General features: G+C 64.1%; 18 protein-coding genes and 1 riboswitch. Of the genes, 4 read left to right on the top strand and 14 right to left on the bottom strand.

The genetic code is table 11. The annotated features are described in order from the left end of the window. Nucleotides 1-2 precede the first annotated feature (2 nt). The 6 genes from NKJ81_RS03470 to NKJ81_RS03445 form a co-directional block, all read right to left on the bottom strand. Nucleotides 3-584 carry an NAD(P)H-dependent oxidoreductase gene (locus NKJ81_RS03470; RefSeq protein ID WP_352539642.1) on the bottom strand — a complete coding sequence of 194 codons (582 nt, stop codon included), beginning with the start codon at nucleotides 582-584 and terminating at the stop codon, nucleotides 3-5. Nucleotides 585-809: 225 nt separating this feature from the next. After that, nucleotides 810-2,210, bottom strand: a complete 1,401-nt coding sequence (locus NKJ81_RS03465; RefSeq protein WP_502904268.1) for an FAD-binding oxidoreductase — start codon at nucleotides 2,208-2,210, stop codon at nucleotides 810-812. After that, nucleotides 2,207-3,505, bottom strand: a complete 1,299-nt coding sequence (locus NKJ81_RS03460) for a cytosine deaminase (RefSeq protein WP_352539761.1) — start codon at nucleotides 3,503-3,505, stop codon at nucleotides 2,207-2,209. Before NKJ81_RS03460 ends, NKJ81_RS03465 begins: the two co-directional genes overlap by 4 nt. Before the next feature lie 17 nt (nucleotides 3,506-3,522). Beyond that, entirely contained in the window at nucleotides 3,523-4,374 is an 852-nt protein-coding gene (locus NKJ81_RS03455; protein ID WP_352539641.1) for an ABC transporter permease, read from the bottom strand. Then, on the bottom strand, nucleotides 4,361-5,203 hold the full coding sequence (locus NKJ81_RS03450) for an ABC transporter ATP-binding protein (RefSeq protein WP_352539640.1): 843 nt from the start codon (nucleotides 5,201-5,203) through the stop codon (nucleotides 4,361-4,363). Before NKJ81_RS03450 ends, NKJ81_RS03455 begins: the two co-directional genes overlap by 14 nt. 3 nt (nucleotides 5,204-5,206) lie before the next feature. Further along, on the bottom strand, nucleotides 5,207-6,211 hold the full coding sequence (locus NKJ81_RS03445) for an ABC transporter substrate-binding protein (protein WP_352470264.1): 1,005 nt from the start codon (nucleotides 6,209-6,211) through the stop codon (nucleotides 5,207-5,209). A gap of 276 nt (nucleotides 6,212-6,487) precedes the next feature. Between NKJ81_RS03445 and NKJ81_RS03440 the strand changes: the two genes are divergently transcribed. Further along, nucleotides 6,488-6,871: a RidA family protein gene (locus NKJ81_RS03440; RefSeq protein WP_352470263.1), complete on the top strand. Its 384-nt coding sequence runs from the start codon at nucleotides 6,488-6,490 to the stop codon at nucleotides 6,869-6,871. A gap of 57 nt (nucleotides 6,872-6,928) precedes the next feature. Then, nucleotides 6,929-7,732 (top strand): creatininase family protein, encoded by an 804-nt coding sequence (locus NKJ81_RS03435; RefSeq protein ID WP_352539639.1) that lies wholly within the window; start codon nucleotides 6,929-6,931, stop codon nucleotides 7,730-7,732. 64 nt (nucleotides 7,733-7,796) lie between these two features. On the opposite strand, the gene NKJ81_RS03430 is transcribed toward NKJ81_RS03435, so the two are convergent. From NKJ81_RS03430 to cobD, 3 genes are all read right to left on the bottom strand, one after another. Then, the gene (locus NKJ81_RS03430) at nucleotides 7,797-8,939 is read right to left on the bottom strand and encodes a serine hydrolase domain-containing protein (RefSeq protein ID WP_352539760.1); all 1,143 of its coding nucleotides are present in this window, start codon (nucleotides 8,937-8,939) and stop codon (nucleotides 7,797-7,799) included. A gap of 125 nt (nucleotides 8,940-9,064) precedes the next feature. Then, nucleotides 9,065-9,568 (bottom strand): tyrosine phosphatase family protein, encoded by a 504-nt coding sequence (locus NKJ81_RS03425; RefSeq protein ID WP_352539638.1) that lies wholly within the window; start codon nucleotides 9,566-9,568, stop codon nucleotides 9,065-9,067. Further along, on the bottom strand, nucleotides 9,565-10,623 hold the full coding sequence (gene cobD / locus NKJ81_RS03420) for a threonine-phosphate decarboxylase CobD (RefSeq protein WP_352539637.1): 1,059 nt from the start codon (nucleotides 10,621-10,623) through the stop codon (nucleotides 9,565-9,567). The genes NKJ81_RS03425 and cobD overlap by 4 nt, the downstream gene beginning before the upstream one ends. Between cobD and cbiB the strand changes: the two genes are divergently transcribed. Continuing rightward, nucleotides 10,622-11,593 carry an adenosylcobinamide-phosphate synthase CbiB gene (gene cbiB / locus NKJ81_RS03415; RefSeq protein ID WP_352539636.1) on the top strand — a complete coding sequence of 324 codons (972 nt, stop codon included), beginning with the start codon at nucleotides 10,622-10,624 and terminating at the stop codon, nucleotides 11,591-11,593. The genes cobD and cbiB overlap by 2 nt on opposite strands. 27 nt (nucleotides 11,594-11,620) lie before the next feature. On the opposite strand, the gene NKJ81_RS03410 is transcribed toward cbiB, so the two are convergent. From NKJ81_RS03410 to NKJ81_RS03390, 5 genes are all read right to left on the bottom strand, one after another. Continuing rightward, the gene (locus tag NKJ81_RS03410; protein WP_352470255.1) at nucleotides 11,621-11,935 is read right to left on the bottom strand and encodes a hypothetical protein; all 315 of its coding nucleotides are present in this window, start codon (nucleotides 11,933-11,935) and stop codon (nucleotides 11,621-11,623) included. A 497-nt stretch (nucleotides 11,936-12,432) separates the two neighbouring features. Further along, a complete protein-coding gene (cobO, locus tag NKJ81_RS03405; protein WP_352539635.1) occupies nucleotides 12,433-13,050 on the bottom strand; it encodes a cob(I)yrinic acid a,c-diamide adenosyltransferase in 618 nt (205 codons plus the stop codon). Nucleotide 13,051: 1 nt separating this feature from the next. Continuing rightward, on the bottom strand, nucleotides 13,052-13,573 hold the full coding sequence (cobU, locus tag NKJ81_RS03400) for a bifunctional adenosylcobinamide kinase/adenosylcobinamide-phosphate guanylyltransferase (protein ID WP_352539634.1): 522 nt from the start codon (nucleotides 13,571-13,573) through the stop codon (nucleotides 13,052-13,054). After that, entirely contained in the window at nucleotides 13,566-14,348 is a 783-nt protein-coding gene (locus NKJ81_RS03395; protein ID WP_352539633.1) for a CbtA family protein, read from the bottom strand. The genes cobU and NKJ81_RS03395 overlap by 8 nt, the downstream gene beginning before the upstream one ends. A 15-nt stretch (nucleotides 14,349-14,363) precedes the next feature. Then, nucleotides 14,364-14,543 (bottom strand): CbtB domain-containing protein, encoded by a 180-nt coding sequence (locus tag NKJ81_RS03390; RefSeq protein WP_023676561.1) that lies wholly within the window; start codon nucleotides 14,541-14,543, stop codon nucleotides 14,364-14,366. 36 nt (nucleotides 14,544-14,579) lie between these two features. Next, nucleotides 14,580-14,777, bottom strand: a riboswitch (cobalamin riboswitch). A 109-nt stretch (nucleotides 14,778-14,886) separates the two neighbouring features. Between NKJ81_RS03390 and NKJ81_RS03385 the strand changes: the two genes are divergently transcribed. Continuing rightward, entirely contained in the window at nucleotides 14,887-15,294 is a 408-nt protein-coding gene (locus NKJ81_RS03385; protein ID WP_352539632.1) for an SRPBCC family protein, read from the top strand. The last annotated feature ends 23 nt before the right edge of the window (nucleotides 15,295-15,317 follow it).

Below are 15,317 nucleotides of genomic sequence, written 5' to 3'. Positions count from 1 at the left end.
CCTCAGAACGCGTCGATCCTGGCCGCGACTTTCGCCACGAACCTCGTCCGACTGCCCTCGGTCGACAGGTTCATCGAGTAATGCGCAAGGTAGGAAACCGACCCGCCGGGCTTGATCGTCGCACGCAGCACCCGCTTGACCAGCTTGCGCGGCGGGTCACCCATCAGCATGGCTCGGAACCGGCTGCCGCCATAGGTCGTGACCGCGGCCACCTTGCGGATGTTGTGCAGTGACGGCTGCACCTTGCCGTCGACCAGCTTGAACGACACGCCGGGCAGGAAGACGCGATCGAAAAAGCCTTTCAGAATGGCCGGATAGCCGAAGTTCCACACCGGAAACGACAGCACCAGCGCCTCGGCCCGCAACAGGCGCTCGACATAAGGCGCCGCCGGATCGCCGGCACTGCGCGCGTCGTGATAGGACAGCCGCTCGGCGTGCGTCAGCCTGGGATCGAAACCCTCGGCATAGAGATCGCAATCGTCGACCACATGGCCGGCCGCTTTCAGCCGCTCGACGATGGTCCGGTGCAGGCCGGCATTGAAGCTGGTCTCCACAGGATGAGCATAGAGGACGAGAATGTTCACAGGAGAACATCTCGCAAGTCGGCACCAAGCACCCCCCTCTGCCCTGCCGGGCATCTCCCCCTCAAGTGGGGAGATCGGCTGTCAGTATCGCGTTCGCCACTCGACGACGTTGGAAGATGGTCGAGACGATGGAACTGCCAATCTCCCCCCTTGCGGGGGAGATGCCAAGTGGTGGCAAAGAGGGCAGGCCAGAGGGGGGTACAGCGCCACACGCCCGTCATCGTCTCAACCCGCCTTCTCCAGCCCCTTGAACAGGAACGACTTGCCCGAGCGATAATCATAGTCCGGGTTTTCCCAGGCGATCATCTTGCCCGGATTGAGCAGCCCTTGCGGGTCGGTTTCGCGCTTGAAGGCGAGCTGCACCTCGTCGGTGCGCTTCATGCCGCCTTCTTCCAGCGTGTAGCGGTGCGGGTTGAAGATCCAGCAGCCATTGTCCTCGTGGATGCGGATGATCTCGTCGAGCCGCTCCGCCGTGGTGAAGCGCACCAGCGGCAGCCCTGCAATGCCGATTGCGCCGTCGAAGCGGATGAATTCGAGATGCGCCGGCACCTCGTCGCCGAAGCGGTCGACCATCGCCTTGACGTGGCCGAGGTGGTCCGGCGACGGGTAGCGGGTCTGCAGGTAGGTGATCGTCGGATCGACCCGGATGGCACGCAGCGTCGTGTGGTTCCAGGTCAGCTCATAGGCCGGCGGCAATCCCTTGAGATCGGCCTCCTTGTCGGCGCGGAAGACGATCTCGCCCTTGCTGCGCGCCGTGAAGGCGAGGAAGGCATCCATCGCATGCGGTGCGATCATCAGGACGACGATGCTTTGGCCGCGCCGGAAAAACCGCTGGTGGCGCTTGAAGTAATCGTAGGGGATGGGTGCTGCGATCGGCGTGACCAGTTTTGCCAGTATGCCGTCCTGGATGGCGAGGTCGTTGCCGAAGCCGGCCGCATCCATGAAATCGTCGAAGCCGACGATGACGTCGATCCAGTCATAGCTGGCGGTCAGCGGCATCTCGACTTCGGTGATGATGCCGTTGGTGCCGTAGGCGTGCATGACCTTCAGCACGTCCTCGCCGGTGAGCTCCATGACCCGCGGCCGTGCCTCCATCGTCACGGTCCTCAGCCGGATGACGTTGCCGAGGTCGCGCAGTCCGCCCCAGCGGATCGAGCCGATACCGCCGGAGCCGCCGGCGACGAAGCCGCCGATCGATGCCGTGTTGTAGGTCGACGGCGACATGCGGAGCTCCTGGCCGGAATGCGCCCGCGTCGCTCTGTCGATGTCGGCGAGCACGGCGCCGGGGCCGGTGACGACACGGCCGGGGGCAATCGTCTTGACCGCGTTCATCTCGGCGAGATTGAGCACGACGCCGCCGGACAAGGGCATCGCTTGGCCGTAGTTCCCGGTGCCGCTGCCGCGCGGCGTCACCGGGACGCCATGCCGGTGGCAGGCGGCGAGAATGCGGACGACCTCGTCTTCGGTTTTCGGCGTCACGATCAGGTCACCGGTGACGTGTTCGAGCTGCTGCTTCAGCACCGGGCTGTACCAGTAGAAGTCGCGGCTCTTCTGCTGGACGATCGCCGGATGGTCGTCGATCTTCAAACCGTCCAGGTCGCGCTTGAGCGCCGCAATATCCATCATTCCACCATCAGATCATCGAGTTCGGCATAATCGGGCAGCTGGCGCTCGATCGCATGCCCGTCGCGCACGACGATGCGATCCGATTCGGGCCGTGACAGCAATTCCGTCCAGCTCCGCCCCTTGAAGACGACGAAATCGGCCGGCGCTCCGGCGGCAAGCGTGCCGAAACCATCGAGCCGCATTACCTTGGCCGGCGTCGCGGTCACCGCCTGCGGCCAGTCGGCGACGGGATGGTCGAGATGCAGGATGCGCGTCGCCATGCGGTAGACCTCCAGCATGTCGAGATCGCCATAGGCGTAGAACGGGTCGCGCGTATTGTCGGAGGCGACGGCGACGGCAATGCCGCGCGCCTTCATCTCGTGCAGCAGCGTCACCCCGCGCCAGCGCGGCGTTGTCCTGTCGCCTCGCCGGTCCTGCAGATAGAGATTGCACATCGGCAGCGACACCACCGCCAGGCCCGCCTTGGCGACCTTGTCCAGGGTGTCGAGCACGTCGAGATCGGGCTGGCGCGCCAGCGAGCAGCAATGGCCGACCAGGATGTTCCCGTCAAAACCGTTCCAAAGGGCGGCTTCGGCGATTTTCTTCAGCGAGATCGCCGAGACATCGTCGGTCTCGTCGGCATGGAAATCGAGGTCGAGGCCATGCTTGATCGCCTGCGCAAACACCTGGTCGAGCAATTCTTCGAGATCCGGCACCATGTAGGTGACGACGCCGAGGACACCCTTGGCGGCAGCCACCCGTTTGGCCAGCCTCTCGAACCATTTCCTGTCGCGCACGCCCTCGATGCCGAGCAGGCAGGCTGCCTGCAGCTCGATGCGGCCGCGCCATTTCTCCCGCATCGTCTCGAACACCGGCCAGGAGATCTCTTCCTGCGGCGCGACGCTGTCGAGATGCGTGCGCAGCGCCCTGGTGCCGTGCGCGTAGGCGCAGCGCAGCGAAAAATCCATGCGGCGGGCAACGTCGTCGGCGCTCCAGCGCGCCGCGCGGTCGGCGCCGGTGGCGTTCAAAGCGCCCATGAAGGTGCCGTCCGGGTTGGGCTTTCGGGGCCAGATATGGCCCTTGTCGATATGGGTGTGGCAGTCGACAAAGCACGGCAGCACGATGCGGCCGCCGAGGTCGGTGGCGTCCGCCGGTGCGTTGGATCGATGCGCCGTAATCCCGGAGATCTTGCCATCGGCGACGGCAATGTCCGCGAGCGCAAATCCGTCGGCGTCAAAGGCAGCCGCAAGCCCCGGCGTCAGCGACGCGTGAAGCCGGACGTTGGAAAGATGGTAGGAACCAGAAGCCGGTATCAAGGCGGCGCTGCTCACCATCACCGCTCCTGCCTCAGCGCGCTCTCGTGCCAGCGCCGCAAAATGAGATGCGAAATCAGCGACAGCACCAGGAAGATCAGGATGCCGGTGAGCGAGATCAGGATCAGCGCCGCGAACAGCCTTGGCGCGTTGAGCCGGTAGCCGGCCTCGATGATGCGCGAGGCGAGGCCGGACGACTGGCCGGTGGCGCCGGCGACGAACTCTGCCACCACCGCGCCGATCAGCGACAGGCCGCCGGCGATCTTCAGCCCGCCGAGGAAATAAGGCATCGCCGCCGGCAGCCGCAGATAGCGCAATTGCTGCCAGCGGGTCGCACCGTTGAGCTTGAACATGTCGCGCAGATTGCGGTCGACGGAATTGAGGCCGAGCGTGGTGTTGGAGAGGATCGGGAAGAAGGCGACGATCCAGGCGCAAAGCAAAAGCTTCGTCGTCTGGTTGTCGACATAGATATTGATCAGCGGAAAGATCGCGACGATCGGCGTCACCTGCAGCACGATGGCGAACGGAAAGAACGACATCTCCACCCATTTCGACTGAGCGAACAGCACTGCCAGCCCGACACCGCCGACCACGGCGAGGAGCAGGCTCAAGAAGGTGATCCTGAGTGTCACCAGCAGCGAGGAGAACAGCAGCCCGGCATCGTCGTGCAGCGTTTGCAGCACCACGCCGGGGCGCGGCAGTATGTATTTCGGGATGTCGTTCCAGACACAGATGCGGTCCCACAGCCAGATGGCCAGGATCATGATCACCAGCGGCAGCAGCCATCTGCCGATGCGCTCGAAGCGCTCCTGGCGGACGCGGCGCGCCTCCTCCGGGTCGAGCGCCAGGACTGGTTCTTCAATGGCCGTCATGATGCGGTCCGGCAGTTGAGTTGATGGAGCCGATCAGCACGTCGGATGCCTGGCGGCAGAGCGCGGCATAGTCGGGCGAGGTGCGAAACGCCTCGTCGCGCGGATAGGATGCATCGACGGCAAGCTCGGCAAACACCCGGCCCGGCCGCGCCGCCATGACGACGATGCGGTTGGAGAGGAATACGCTTTCGAAGACGCTGTGGGTGACGAAAACGACGGTAAAACGCTCATCCTGCCATAGCTCGAGAAGGTCGTTGTTGAGCTTGAAGCGGGTGATCTCGTCGAGTGCGGCGAACGGCTCGTCCATCAACAGAATGCGCGGCTTGGTCACCATGGCGCGGGCGATCGAGACGCGCATCTTCATGCCGCCCGACAGTTCGCGCGGCACGGCATTCTCGAAGCCGGTCAGGTGAACCCGCGCCAGCATCTCCATCACCGCCGGCGCCGCCTTGGCCCGCGACACGCCCTTCAGCCGCAACGGCAGCCAGACATTGTCGAAGACGTCGGCCCAGGGCAGCAGCGTCGGCTCCTGGAAGACGAAGCCGATATTTGAACGGCCGCCGATATTCGAACGCTCGAGGGCGCCGCTGCCGCGCCAGTCGAGCACGCCCGAGGTCGGCGTCGACAGGCCGGCAATCAGCCGCAGCGCCGTCGACTTGCCGCAGCCCGACGGCCCGAGCAGGCTGAGGAAATCGCCTTCCCGGATCGTCAGCTCGACATTGCTGAGCGCGGTGACGCCGTTGGAAAACACCTTGCCGACACCGCGCAGCGCCAACAGCGTCGGCCCTGGTATACTTCCTGGCTGTTGCGCCACTTTCTCCAGCTTCACGGCCTACTTCTTCAGGTCGAGCCCGACGCTCTTGTTGACGAAGGCCAGCGTGTAGGCCTTCTTGATGTCGATGCCCGCCGGCGTGACCTTGGCCTTGATCATCTTGTCGTAGAAACTCTGGATGCGCGCATCGGTCATGGCGCCGATGCCGAGCTTTTCGCTGTCGCCGGAATCGACCACGCCGAACTTCTTCAGCTGCTCGATCGAGAAGGCGATCTGCTCATCCGTCATGTCCGGATTTTCCTTTTTGATCATCTCGTTGGCGGCCTTGTTGTCACCGTAGAGATAATTGTACCAGCCTTTGGCCGAGCCATCGACGAAGCACTGGACCACCTCGGGACGCTTGTCGATCGTCTCCTGCATGGTCTCGACCGTCGTTGCATATGTGTCCCAGCCATAGTCGGCCAGCAGAAACTGGTTCGGCGTGAAACCGCCCTGCTTCTGGACGGCGAATGGCTCCGAGGTGACGTAACCCTGCTGGATCGACTTCTTGTTGGCGATGAACGGCGCCGGGTTGAAGGTGTAGGGCACGCGCTTGGCGGCATCGAAGCCGAGGTCGGTGACCATCCACTGGAAGAAGGTCTGCGCACCTTCGTCGCCGAGGATGTACTGGTCGGCGTTCTTCAGGTCTTCCCATTTATCCAGCCCCTGCCCGGGATGGGACATGATGACCTGCGGGTCCTTCTGGAAGTCGGCCGCCACGACGCGCATCGGTATGCCTTGCTGCACGGCATCGAAGGCCGACAGCAGGTTGCCGCCCATGTAAAAATCGATCTTGCCGGCCAGCAGCAGCGGCCGGCCGCTGACCTGTGGGCCGCCCTGCATGATCGTCACGTCGATGCCGCAGGCGGCATAGGTGCCGTCCACCACGGCCTGGTAGTAACCGCCATGCTCCGGCTCGGCCAGCCAGTTGGTGCCGAAGGTGACTTTTTCGTTCGCTGCCGCGGCAAGCGTGCCTGCGCCAAGCAGCACGATCACGCCCGCCGAAATCTTGAGTTTTCCGTACATCCACACCACCCTTTGTTCGCTCCGGCGCGTCACGCGTCGGGCTCGACACCATTGTTTCAAGAAGCAAGACACATGCCACCGGCGCGTTGCGCCGGGACCGCCCGCTTGTGCAATGCCCGCCTGAGCAATGGCGGCGCGAAGGCCGGACGGGTCATGCTGTACGAAAGGCATCGTGCCTATTTTTTGATCGCCTGTCCACAATCGCCCTCGTGACATGCACCGCCATCTTGATGCCCGCATCGATCCCGCTTTAGGCTGCCGTGAACGGAGATTGCCATGTTCAAATTTCTCACGCCGAAGTCGATCAAGCCGCCCTTCGCCCGCTACAGCCATGGTGTCGAACTGCCGCCCGGCAAGCGGCTGGTGCTGTGTTCGGGCCAAGTCGCAATCACCCCGGACGACCAGATCCCCGAGGAGGCCGGCGCACAGGCCGAGCTTTGTTTCCAGAACATAGCGGCGATTCTCGGCGAGGCCGGGCTCGGCCTGTCCGACATCGTCCGCATCAACACCTACGTCACCGACCGCGCCTTCCTGCGGCCCTATATGGAGGTTCGCGACCGGCTGTTTGCCAGCCCGGCGCCGGCCTCGACGCTGATGATCGTGTCCGGTTTTGCCCGGCCGGAATTCAAGGTCGAGATCGAGGTCATTGCGGCGGGATGATCGACAGCCGATCGTTCCCGCGTTAGGTCTGGGCTTGTCGGTTCAAGAGGGCATGACATGACCGCTGCAAAAAAACGCGTATGGTGGGGTGACTACCGGACCACCGAATACGCGACCGTCGATCCTGAGGCGACCATTGCCGTTCTGCCGCTGGCGGCGATTGAGCAGCACGGCCCGCATCTGCCGGTCTCGACCGACACCTCGATCATGAACGGCATGCTGGAAACGGTGATCGCGCGCCTGCCCGGCGATCTCGACATCCGCATCCTGCCGGTCCAGGCGGTAGGCAAGTCGAACGAGCATTTGCATGCGCCGGGCACCCTCACCCTGCCGGCGACGACCTTGGTCGAGGCGTGGACCGAACTTGGCCTGTCGGTCGCGCGCGCCGGCGTCCGAAAACTGATTGTCGTGAACTCGCATGGCGGCAATGAGGAGATCATGGGCATCATCACCCGCGAATTGCGCGTGCGGGCAAAGATGCTGGCGGTAAAGACCAGCTGGCAGCGTTTTGGCCGGCCGGCCGGCATGTACACCGAGCTCGAGGACCGCCACGGCATTCATGGCGGCGACGTCGAGACCTCGCTGATGCTGCATTTCCGGCCCGACCTCGTCGACATGGCCAAGGCCGACAATTTCGTGTCCAAGGTCGCCCGCGCCGAAAAGGAATTTTCGCTGCTGCGCCACACCGGAACGCACGCCTTCGCCTGGATCGCCAGCGACCTCAACCCGAATGGCGTGGTCGGCGACGCCAGCATTGCTACCGCCGAAAAAGGCCGGCTGACCGCCGAACATCAGGCCGACGGCTTCATCGGCCTGCTGAGGGACGTGGGCAAGGCAAAGCTGGCGGATTGGTTGGCGTAGGTGTTTGATCCCACCACCTCAGGCCTCGCTCACGAGGGGCGATTCCATTCGGGCGCGAGGATCCTCACTTCACGTCTTGAAGCGGCGACACCGTGTAGATTTCGTCGAGTATCTTCACCATCAAGGTGTTGGCGGTCGCCTGGCCGTCGAGCGCGAGAGTCAGGTTGGTCCATATGACCAGGGTGACATCATTGGCCGGATCGTAGCCCATGAAGGACTGGTAACCGGGCATCTCGCCTTCGTGATAGTAGATTTCGTTAGGCCCGAAAGTCAGCGTTAGGATGCCATAGCCATATTTTTGCATGGCGGGTTCGCCCGGCTCCGGCGCCTCAGGGCTTGCAAGCCACTGCCGCTGGAAGTCGGCATTGAAGAGCTTGCCCCCGACCAGCGCGCGCATCCAGGTCGCGAGGTCATCCGCGGTGGAGATGACTCCGCCAGCCGCAAAGTAGGCGGACGGGTTCTGCCATGTGTCGTCGTTGGGCTTGAGCGTTCCCGCCCTGGCCGCAGCCTGGAGGTCGTCCGGATAGGGCGCATCAGCCAGGGCGTACGAAGTACTGCCGTAGAGATAGCCGCTTGAGTATGGCTCGGGGATGGCGTTCGACGTGCTCGGCGGCAACGCGGTGTTCTTCATGCCGAGCGGCCCGAACAGGCGGTCCCGGAAGATGGTCGAGAGCGGCTTGCCGTCGATCTTCTCGGCAACAAGGCCGAGCAGATAGTAGTTGGTGTTGTTGTACTCGAATCCGGCACCCGGCGCGAAGTCCGGCGGCCGTTTGAACGCCATGCCGAGTACTTCATCGGCGGTCCATACCCTGTAAGGATACTTGTCCAGGCTTTCGGCAAGTTCCGGCGCATTGGTGAAGTTAGGGAGGCCGCTCCGCATTGTTATGAGCTGCCGAATGGTTATCTCGTCGCCGTTGGGAACGCGCTGGACGTATTTCGAGATCAGATCGGCGAAGCTCAGTTTCCCTTCCTGCACCAGTTGCACGATGACAGCGGCGGTCATCGTCTTGGTGTTCGAGGCCGCACGGAAGTGGGTATCGGCGCGCGGCGGGTTCGTGGCACCCAGTTCAGTCGTACCGTAGCCGAAGATGAGGTTGCCCCGCGGAGTCTTGAGCAAAACCATGGCACCGGGCAGCATAAGTTCCTTGGCCAAACCCTCGACAGTGGCTTGGAGCGCTGCCAGGTCGATCGACTTGAGAGCCGGCATGGACGCGGCCATGGCGCTGCCTGTCGCGCAGACCACGCCAACAACGATGGCCAAAATTCTCCCGATCATCATTCGCCCCTTGGCCGTGTGTTAGAACTCCTGCGCATTTTCCTGGATTTTTAGGCTCAGATTTTCAATTCGAACGGCGTGCCTTCGAAAGCATCCGCGCCGCGCCCGATCGCCTGGATCGCTTCGATCATCCGGCCCCTGCGATCGAGCAGTGTGTCGGCGATCGCGATCAGCCGCGGATTGGGCGTCGCCGTGGGCGACAGCCTGCGCAGAGTCTCGGCCAACTCGACCTCGTCGCGCTTCGGCGCCAAGGCTGCCGCGATGATATAGGCCGAGGCGGTCGAGCGGCTGATGCCGGCATAGCAATGCACCACCAGCGGCCGCGAGCGATCCCATTGGCGTGCGAAATCGAGCAGGTTCAAGACATGCTCCTCGCCCGGCATGGTCATGCCCTCCTGCGCCACCGCAATGTCATGCATGACCAGATGCAGATGGTTTTCCCTGGTGATCGAGGCCGGTCGCATCACCTCCGTTCCGGCAGCGAGCAGCGAAAGAAGCCGCCCGGCCCCGGTCTTCGTTACCGTTTCCTCGACTTTGGACAGCGAGCAGACGTGGATCATTGGGTAGTTTCTCCCTTGGCATCATCGTCGCGCCGCGAGGCCCAGCCGGCAAGTGCGGATTCGAGCCGCCGCCATTCTTCATCGGCTCCCGGCAGGCCGGCGCGCAGCACATCCGGACGATCGGCGAAATGCCGAAGCAGGATGCCGCGCTGGCCGAGCACCGAAAACAGGCCGGCGGCGCCCGCCAGCCTGATATAGCGGAACAACGCGGTGCCACCGGCGACAGGCACGCCGAAGCGGCCGAACAGCGTATCGAGCCGCGCGGCATCCTCGGCCAGACGGCGCCGCATCCCGGCCTGCCAGCCGGTATCGGCAAGCGCCCTTATGCCATATTCGAGCGCCGGCCCGGCAACCGCCCATGGCCCGAATTGCGCCTCCAGCCGCTCGACCGTCAGCGCATCGGCCAGTGCAAAGCCAAGCCGCAGGCCGGCCAGGCCGAAGAACTTGCCGAACGAACGCAGCACGACGATGCCGCCCTGGTCGACGTCGCCGGCCAGGCTTTCGCTGCGCGGGCCGACATCCATGAAGGCCTCGTCGACCACCAGCAGCCCACCTCTGGCGCGCAATATCCCGGCAAGTCGAAGCAATCTTTCGCGCTCGACGACGCGCCCGTCCGGGTTGTTGGGATTGACGACGACGGCAAGGTCGGCCGCCGCCAGGGCTTCGAAATCATGGACTTCAGCCGCCGCATGGCCGGCGATCGCCGCTGCCCGCCGATGCTCGGCATAAGTCGGCCCGAGCACCAGCGCCGTGCCCGGGCTGACCAGGGAAGCGACGCGCGGCAACAGGATCTGCGTGCCGGGCGCCGCTGCGACATTCGTCGCCGACGGGGCGCCATAGGCGCTTGCCGCGCGTTCAGCCAAGTCGCGGCTGCGCGCTGTTTCCGGCAATCGCGACAGGGCGGTGGCGGGCAAATCGAAAAGCGGGTAGGAGTGCGGATTGATCCCGGTCGAGAGGTCGACGAAAGGCAGCGGCGCGTGAGGGAAAAGCGCCCTCGCCCGGCCAAGGCTTCCGCCGTGGTCAACTGCCGCCGTCACTCCATCAAGAGACTTCATGCCGATCCTGATCACTTTCCTGTCGCTGGCCATCGAACTTGTACTCGGCTACCCGGCCCGGCTCTTCGATGCCATTGGCCATCCCGTCACCTGGTTCGGCAGGCTGATATCCTTTCTCGACCGCAGGCTCAACCGCGCCACTGATTCCGACGCCGACCGTCGCCGCTGGGGCGTCGTCGCGCTGCTGGTGATCGTGCTGGTGCCGGCCGCCCTCGCCCTCTGGCTCGAAACCTTGCTTTGGAGCATTCCCCTCGGCTGGTTGGTCACCGCAATCCTGGCGACGTCGCTGCTGTCGCAGAAGAGCCTGGCCGAGCATGTCGAAGCGGTCGCCGACGCACTCGACAGCGGCGGACTGGATATAGGCCGCATTGCCGTCTCGCGGATCGTCGGTCGCGACCCGGAAAAGCTCGACAGGGCCGCTGTCTGCCGCGCCGCGATCGAAAGCCTGGCCGAGAATTTCTCCGACGGTGTCGTCGCTCCGGCCTTCTGGCTCGGTATCGGCGGGCTCGCCGGCGGCGTCGCCTACAAGGCCGCCAACACCGCCGATTCGATGATCGGCCATCGCACCCCGCGCCACGAAGCCTTCGGCTGGGCGGCGGCGCGCTTCGACGATTGGATCAATCTGCCGGCGTCGCGGCTGACGGCGCTGCTGATCGTACTCGCCGCTTTTCTGGTCAAGGGCGCCAACGCCAAGGGCGCCTGGCACGCCGTGCGGCGCGATGCGAAAAAACACCGCTCGCCCAACGCCGGCTGGCCGGAAGCAGCGATGGCCGGCGCGCTCGGCCTGGCGCTCGCCGGCCGCCGTTCCTATGACGGCGTCATGGTCGAAGACGCATTGATGGGCGAAGGCGGCCGGCGCGATGATGTCGAGAGCACCGACATCCGACGGGCGCTGAAACTCTACCGCGTCGCCGACTTACTGCTGATCGCGCTGTTCGGCGTGGTCGCGGTGATCGTCATCGCCGCGTGAACGTCCGAATGGGTCGGCAAACCCGACCTACCAGGTAACACGGACTTCCTTTGCGCTCGGATCGGCTTCCACGCCAAACCTTTTGATCGCGTACCCACCGGCAGCTACGGGAGAAGATTTCAATAAGGGTTCGACTACGACAAAAAGTCGTTCAGCGTTTGGCCCATACATGTAAAGGATGCATTCGCCTTCACCAAACAAGTCACCGTCAAACTCGCCGACCGATGCATCCTCGATAGCTTTCTCTAGCCGATCCTCGAGCGCATAAATGGATTCGCGTTCGTCAGCGGCACCAAACTGACCATCATTGAGAATAAGATAGACGATTACCGCCTGGTCCACGAACAATCTCCAGCTTCGCAAGCGACCAGAACTCTATCCCTGAGATCCGGCGGCACTGAAACTCTACCGGATCGCCGATTTTCTGCTGATCGCACTGTTTGGGGTAATCTCGACGGTCGTAATTCTGTTGTGATCTTCGCCCGATCTCAGGCGAAACAAAAACCGCCAAGCGACGGGTCGTTGGAGCCCAATTAGCACCATAGCCAAATTAGTAGCATAGCTGCCGGCACAAAGCAAGAACAAAATAAGGCTACGCCTCAAATAATCGCGTCAGGTCGGCGCCGCCCCTCACCCTTACCATTCCAGGGGCGAGCCGCTTCGTGCGGCTTTCCCTTCTCCCCTTGTGGGAGAAGGTGGCCGCGAAGCGGCCGGATGAGGGGTGTTCCAGCTTGGCACCAACAGCGCCCCGGCCAGCACCTCTCAACCGTCTTTGCGCTGCGCGCCAATCCACCTTCTCCCACAAGGGGAGAAGGAAGAAGAGGCGCCAGCAACACCCCTCAGAACTCGATCCCCTGCTGCGCCTTCACGCCGGCGGAGAAGTGGTGCTTGGTCACGCCCATCTCGGTGACCAGATCGGCCGCCTCGACCAATACCGGTTTGGCGTTGCGGCCGGTGACGACGACATGCAGGCCTTCGCGACGCGCCTTCAGCGCCGCGACCACCTTTTCGAGATCGAGGTAGTCGTAGCGCAGCGCGATGTTCAGCTCGTCGAGCACCACGAGGCTGATCGACGGCTCGGCCATCAGCTCCAGCGCTTTCGCCCAGGCAGCCTCGGCCGCCGCGATGTCGCGCTTCAGGTCCTGTGTCTCCCAGGTAAAGCCTTCGCCCATGGCGTGCCAGACGACACGGTCGCCGAAGGCGGCAAAGGCGTCTTTCTCGCCGGTGTGCCATTTGCCCTTGATGAACTGAACGACGCCGACGCGCTTGCCATAGCCGAGCATCCTGAGCGCCAGCCCAAAGGCGGCCGTGGTCTTGCCCTTGCCCGGTCCGGTGTTGACGATCAGCAGCCCCTTCTTGACCGTCTTGGCCGCGACCTCGGCGTCCTGCACCGCCTTGCGCTTGGCCATCTTGGCGCGGTGGCGTTCCTCGTCCTTGGGATCGATAGTATCAGCCATGTCATTTCACCTTGAGCGGCAGCCCCGCCACCATCAAAAGCACGGTGCCGGCAACAGCCGCGACGTCCTGGTTCAGCCGGCCGGCGGCGTCGCGAAACCGTCTTGCCAGCGCATTGTCCGGCACGATGCCCTGGCCGACCTCGTTGGACACCACGAACCACGGCCCACGCGGCCGCGACAGCACATCGGCCAGCCTCCGGCATTCGGCCTCGACATCATGGTCGGCCAGCATATGGTTGGTCAGCCACAGCGTCAGGCAATCGATCAGCACCGGCTGGCCGTCAGGCAGCGCTCCGATCGCGCCGGCAAGGTCGAGCGGCGCATCGATGGTCGTCCAGCCGGCGCCGCGGCGCGAGCGGTGCAGCGCGATGCGCTGGCGCATCTCGTCGTCATAGGCTTGCGCCGTGGCGATATAGCTCCAAGGCGGCGGGCCGACCGTCACCAGGCTCTCGGCATGCGCGCTCTTGCCGGAGCGCGCACCGCCGATGACCAGGGTCAGTGCCCCGGCAGCGCGGTCAGGCAAAGCTGTCGCGCAGGCTGGTCGCCGTGCCCGTGAAGCGTCCGCGCACCACGCCGACGACCGCGCCGAGCACCAGCCAGAACACCAGGTTGGTCAGCGTCACCGCCACCACGAACTGGTGGTGCAGGCCTTCCGGGATCGCCGTCTCGAAGCTATCGGGCTGCGGCGCGCCGACAATATGCGGCGCCACGATCAACGCTACGGCAAGGATCGCCAGCGGCAACGATCTGCGGAAGGCGATAAGGCCGAGCCCGGCGGCGGTCGCCACCACTGTTGCCCACCACCAGATCTGGCGTTGGACAAGGTCGGCCGCCGGCATCGCCGGCAGTTCCGGCGGCAGGCCGAGGCCCGGCGCCAGCGTGAACACGGCAAAGCCGGCAAGCCCCCAGAACAGGCCCTGGCGCCAGTTGCCGATGCCGCCGGCGAATTCCGAAACCGCGATCAGGACCAGCGCAAAGCCGATGCCGGTGACGATATTGGCAACGACGCTGAAGCCGAAGCGCTCGAAACCGTCGGCCGGCGCCCAGCCTTCGTCTTCCGCCGGAGCCATTGCTTCAGCCGGTGCCGGCGCGGCGCTGCTCATAGCCGTCGTGCCCGCGGCGTTTTCGGCCGGTGCCGCAGGTGCCGCGGCATGGTCATGGCCGCCGCCGGCCTGTTCGTAGACTTCCGCCTTCAGGATGAGCGGCACCGTGGCATAGGCTTGCATGCAGGCGAGAGCCACGCCGGCCACAAGCCCTGCGATCGCCGCGATGAACACGACGTTGCGAAACAGTGTCATGATGTCAGCCCCTTGTCAGTGGCAGGGAAAGCCCATCGAATGGCGATAGTCGTGCGCGGCATTGTGGACCGCATCGATATGCGAGAAGCCGACAAAGCCCATGACGAAAATGCCGAGGAATGCAGCAAGCGCCAGCTGCATGAGACGCGACTGCGAGGAGGCGGAAGCGCCGAGCGAAACGGAAGCGGTATTCATGTCTTGTCCTTTCGCCCTCCACCCGAGGGCATAGAAGTCAGTTTCCTGTCGCCGGCAGGTCTCCTGGCTCGCGGATCAGCGCCCTTCCCCACCTTCCCGAAGGCGAACCTTCAGTGGCATATGGAGAGGACTACCGCACACAGTTGCGGGGGCAGCCACGGCATTGGGCAAACAATTTCGCCCGCACCGCATTCCCTCTTGGTTCCAAACGGAACCGACGACATCAGCGACTATAGGCAGAATCGCCGCGCCCGGCAAACCAAATTCCGCCGGATCGTGTGGCGAATGCGCCGCCTCGCCAAGTTCGCAGACCGGCGCCGCGATTGACAATTTTCGCAGCCGGGTGTCGGCTGGCGGATGGGGAGGAAGCCGGCATGCAACCCAGCCCGAACAAGCGATTCCCTACAACGGCCTGACGCGGCCCGAGCCGACGCTGCCGTCAAACAGCCTATTGGGACATCGCAGCCTATCAGCGCGATCTCGAGGCCATCTGGTATCGCAACTGGCTGCTCGTCTGCCGCGACGCGAAGCGCTCGCCGATCCGGCCGCCGATATCGACAACATCGTCGCGTTCGGTACCCAGGTGCTGGAGGAGGATGCTGATATCTGCGAGGTCAACCAGATGGGCCTGCGCTCGATGCGCCACAAGGCCGGCGTGCTGATGCCCGAGGAATACGACTTGCACCGCTTCCACAACTGGGTGCGCGAGCGCCATGCGGCGCTCGCACATCAAAGCGATTTGGGCAGATAACGCCAGGTGACGAAGCCGCAGGC

Origin of the sequence: Mesorhizobium sp. M0018 (assembly GCF_040323955.1) — a bacterium.
In the GTDB taxonomy this organism is placed as follows: domain Bacteria; phylum Pseudomonadota; class Alphaproteobacteria; order Rhizobiales; family Rhizobiaceae; genus Mesorhizobium.
The sequence above is the reverse complement of the archived record's forward strand: the minus strand, read 5'-3'. Positions and strand labels throughout refer to the sequence as shown.

Bases quoted from the DNA above. Each gene is read 5' to 3' on its own strand.
- NKJ81_RS03465 (WP_502904268.1), bottom strand. From the start codon at position 2,210: ATGATGGATATTGCGGCGCTCAAGCGCGACCTGGACGGTTTGAAGATC.
- NKJ81_RS03455 (WP_352539641.1), bottom strand. From the start codon at position 4,374: ATGACGGCCATTGAAGAACCAGTCCTGGCGCTCGACCCGGAGGAGGCG.
- NKJ81_RS03445 (WP_352470264.1), bottom strand. From the start codon at position 6,211: ATGTACGGAAAACTCAAGATTTCGGCGGGCGTGATCGTGCTGCTTGGC.
- NKJ81_RS03440 (WP_352470263.1), top strand. From the start codon at position 6,488: ATGTTCAAATTTCTCACGCCGAAGTCGATCAAGCCGCCCTTCGCCCGC.
- NKJ81_RS03435 (WP_352539639.1), top strand. From the start codon at position 6,929: ATGACCGCTGCAAAAAAACGCGTATGGTGGGGTGACTACCGGACCACC.
- NKJ81_RS03430 (WP_352539760.1), bottom strand. From the start codon at position 8,939: ATGCCGGCTCTCAAGTCGATCGACCTGGCAGCGCTCCAAGCCACTGTC.
- NKJ81_RS03425 (WP_352539638.1), bottom strand. From the start codon at position 9,568: ATGATCCACGTCTGCTCGCTGTCCAAAGTCGAGGAAACGGTAACGAAG.
- cbiB (WP_352539636.1), top strand. From the start codon at position 10,622: ATGCCGATCCTGATCACTTTCCTGTCGCTGGCCATCGAACTTGTACTC.
- cobD (WP_352539637.1), bottom strand. From the start codon at position 10,623: ATGAAGTCTCTTGATGGAGTGACGGCGGCAGTTGACCACGGCGGAAGC.
- cobO (WP_352539635.1), bottom strand. From the start codon at position 13,050: ATGGCTGATACTATCGATCCCAAGGACGAGGAACGCCACCGCGCCAAG.
- NKJ81_RS03395 (WP_352539633.1), bottom strand. From the start codon at position 14,348: ATGACACTGTTTCGCAACGTCGTGTTCATCGCGGCGATCGCAGGGCTT.
- NKJ81_RS03390 (WP_023676561.1), bottom strand. From the start codon at position 14,543: ATGAATACCGCTTCCGTTTCGCTCGGCGCTTCCGCCTCCTCGCAGTCG.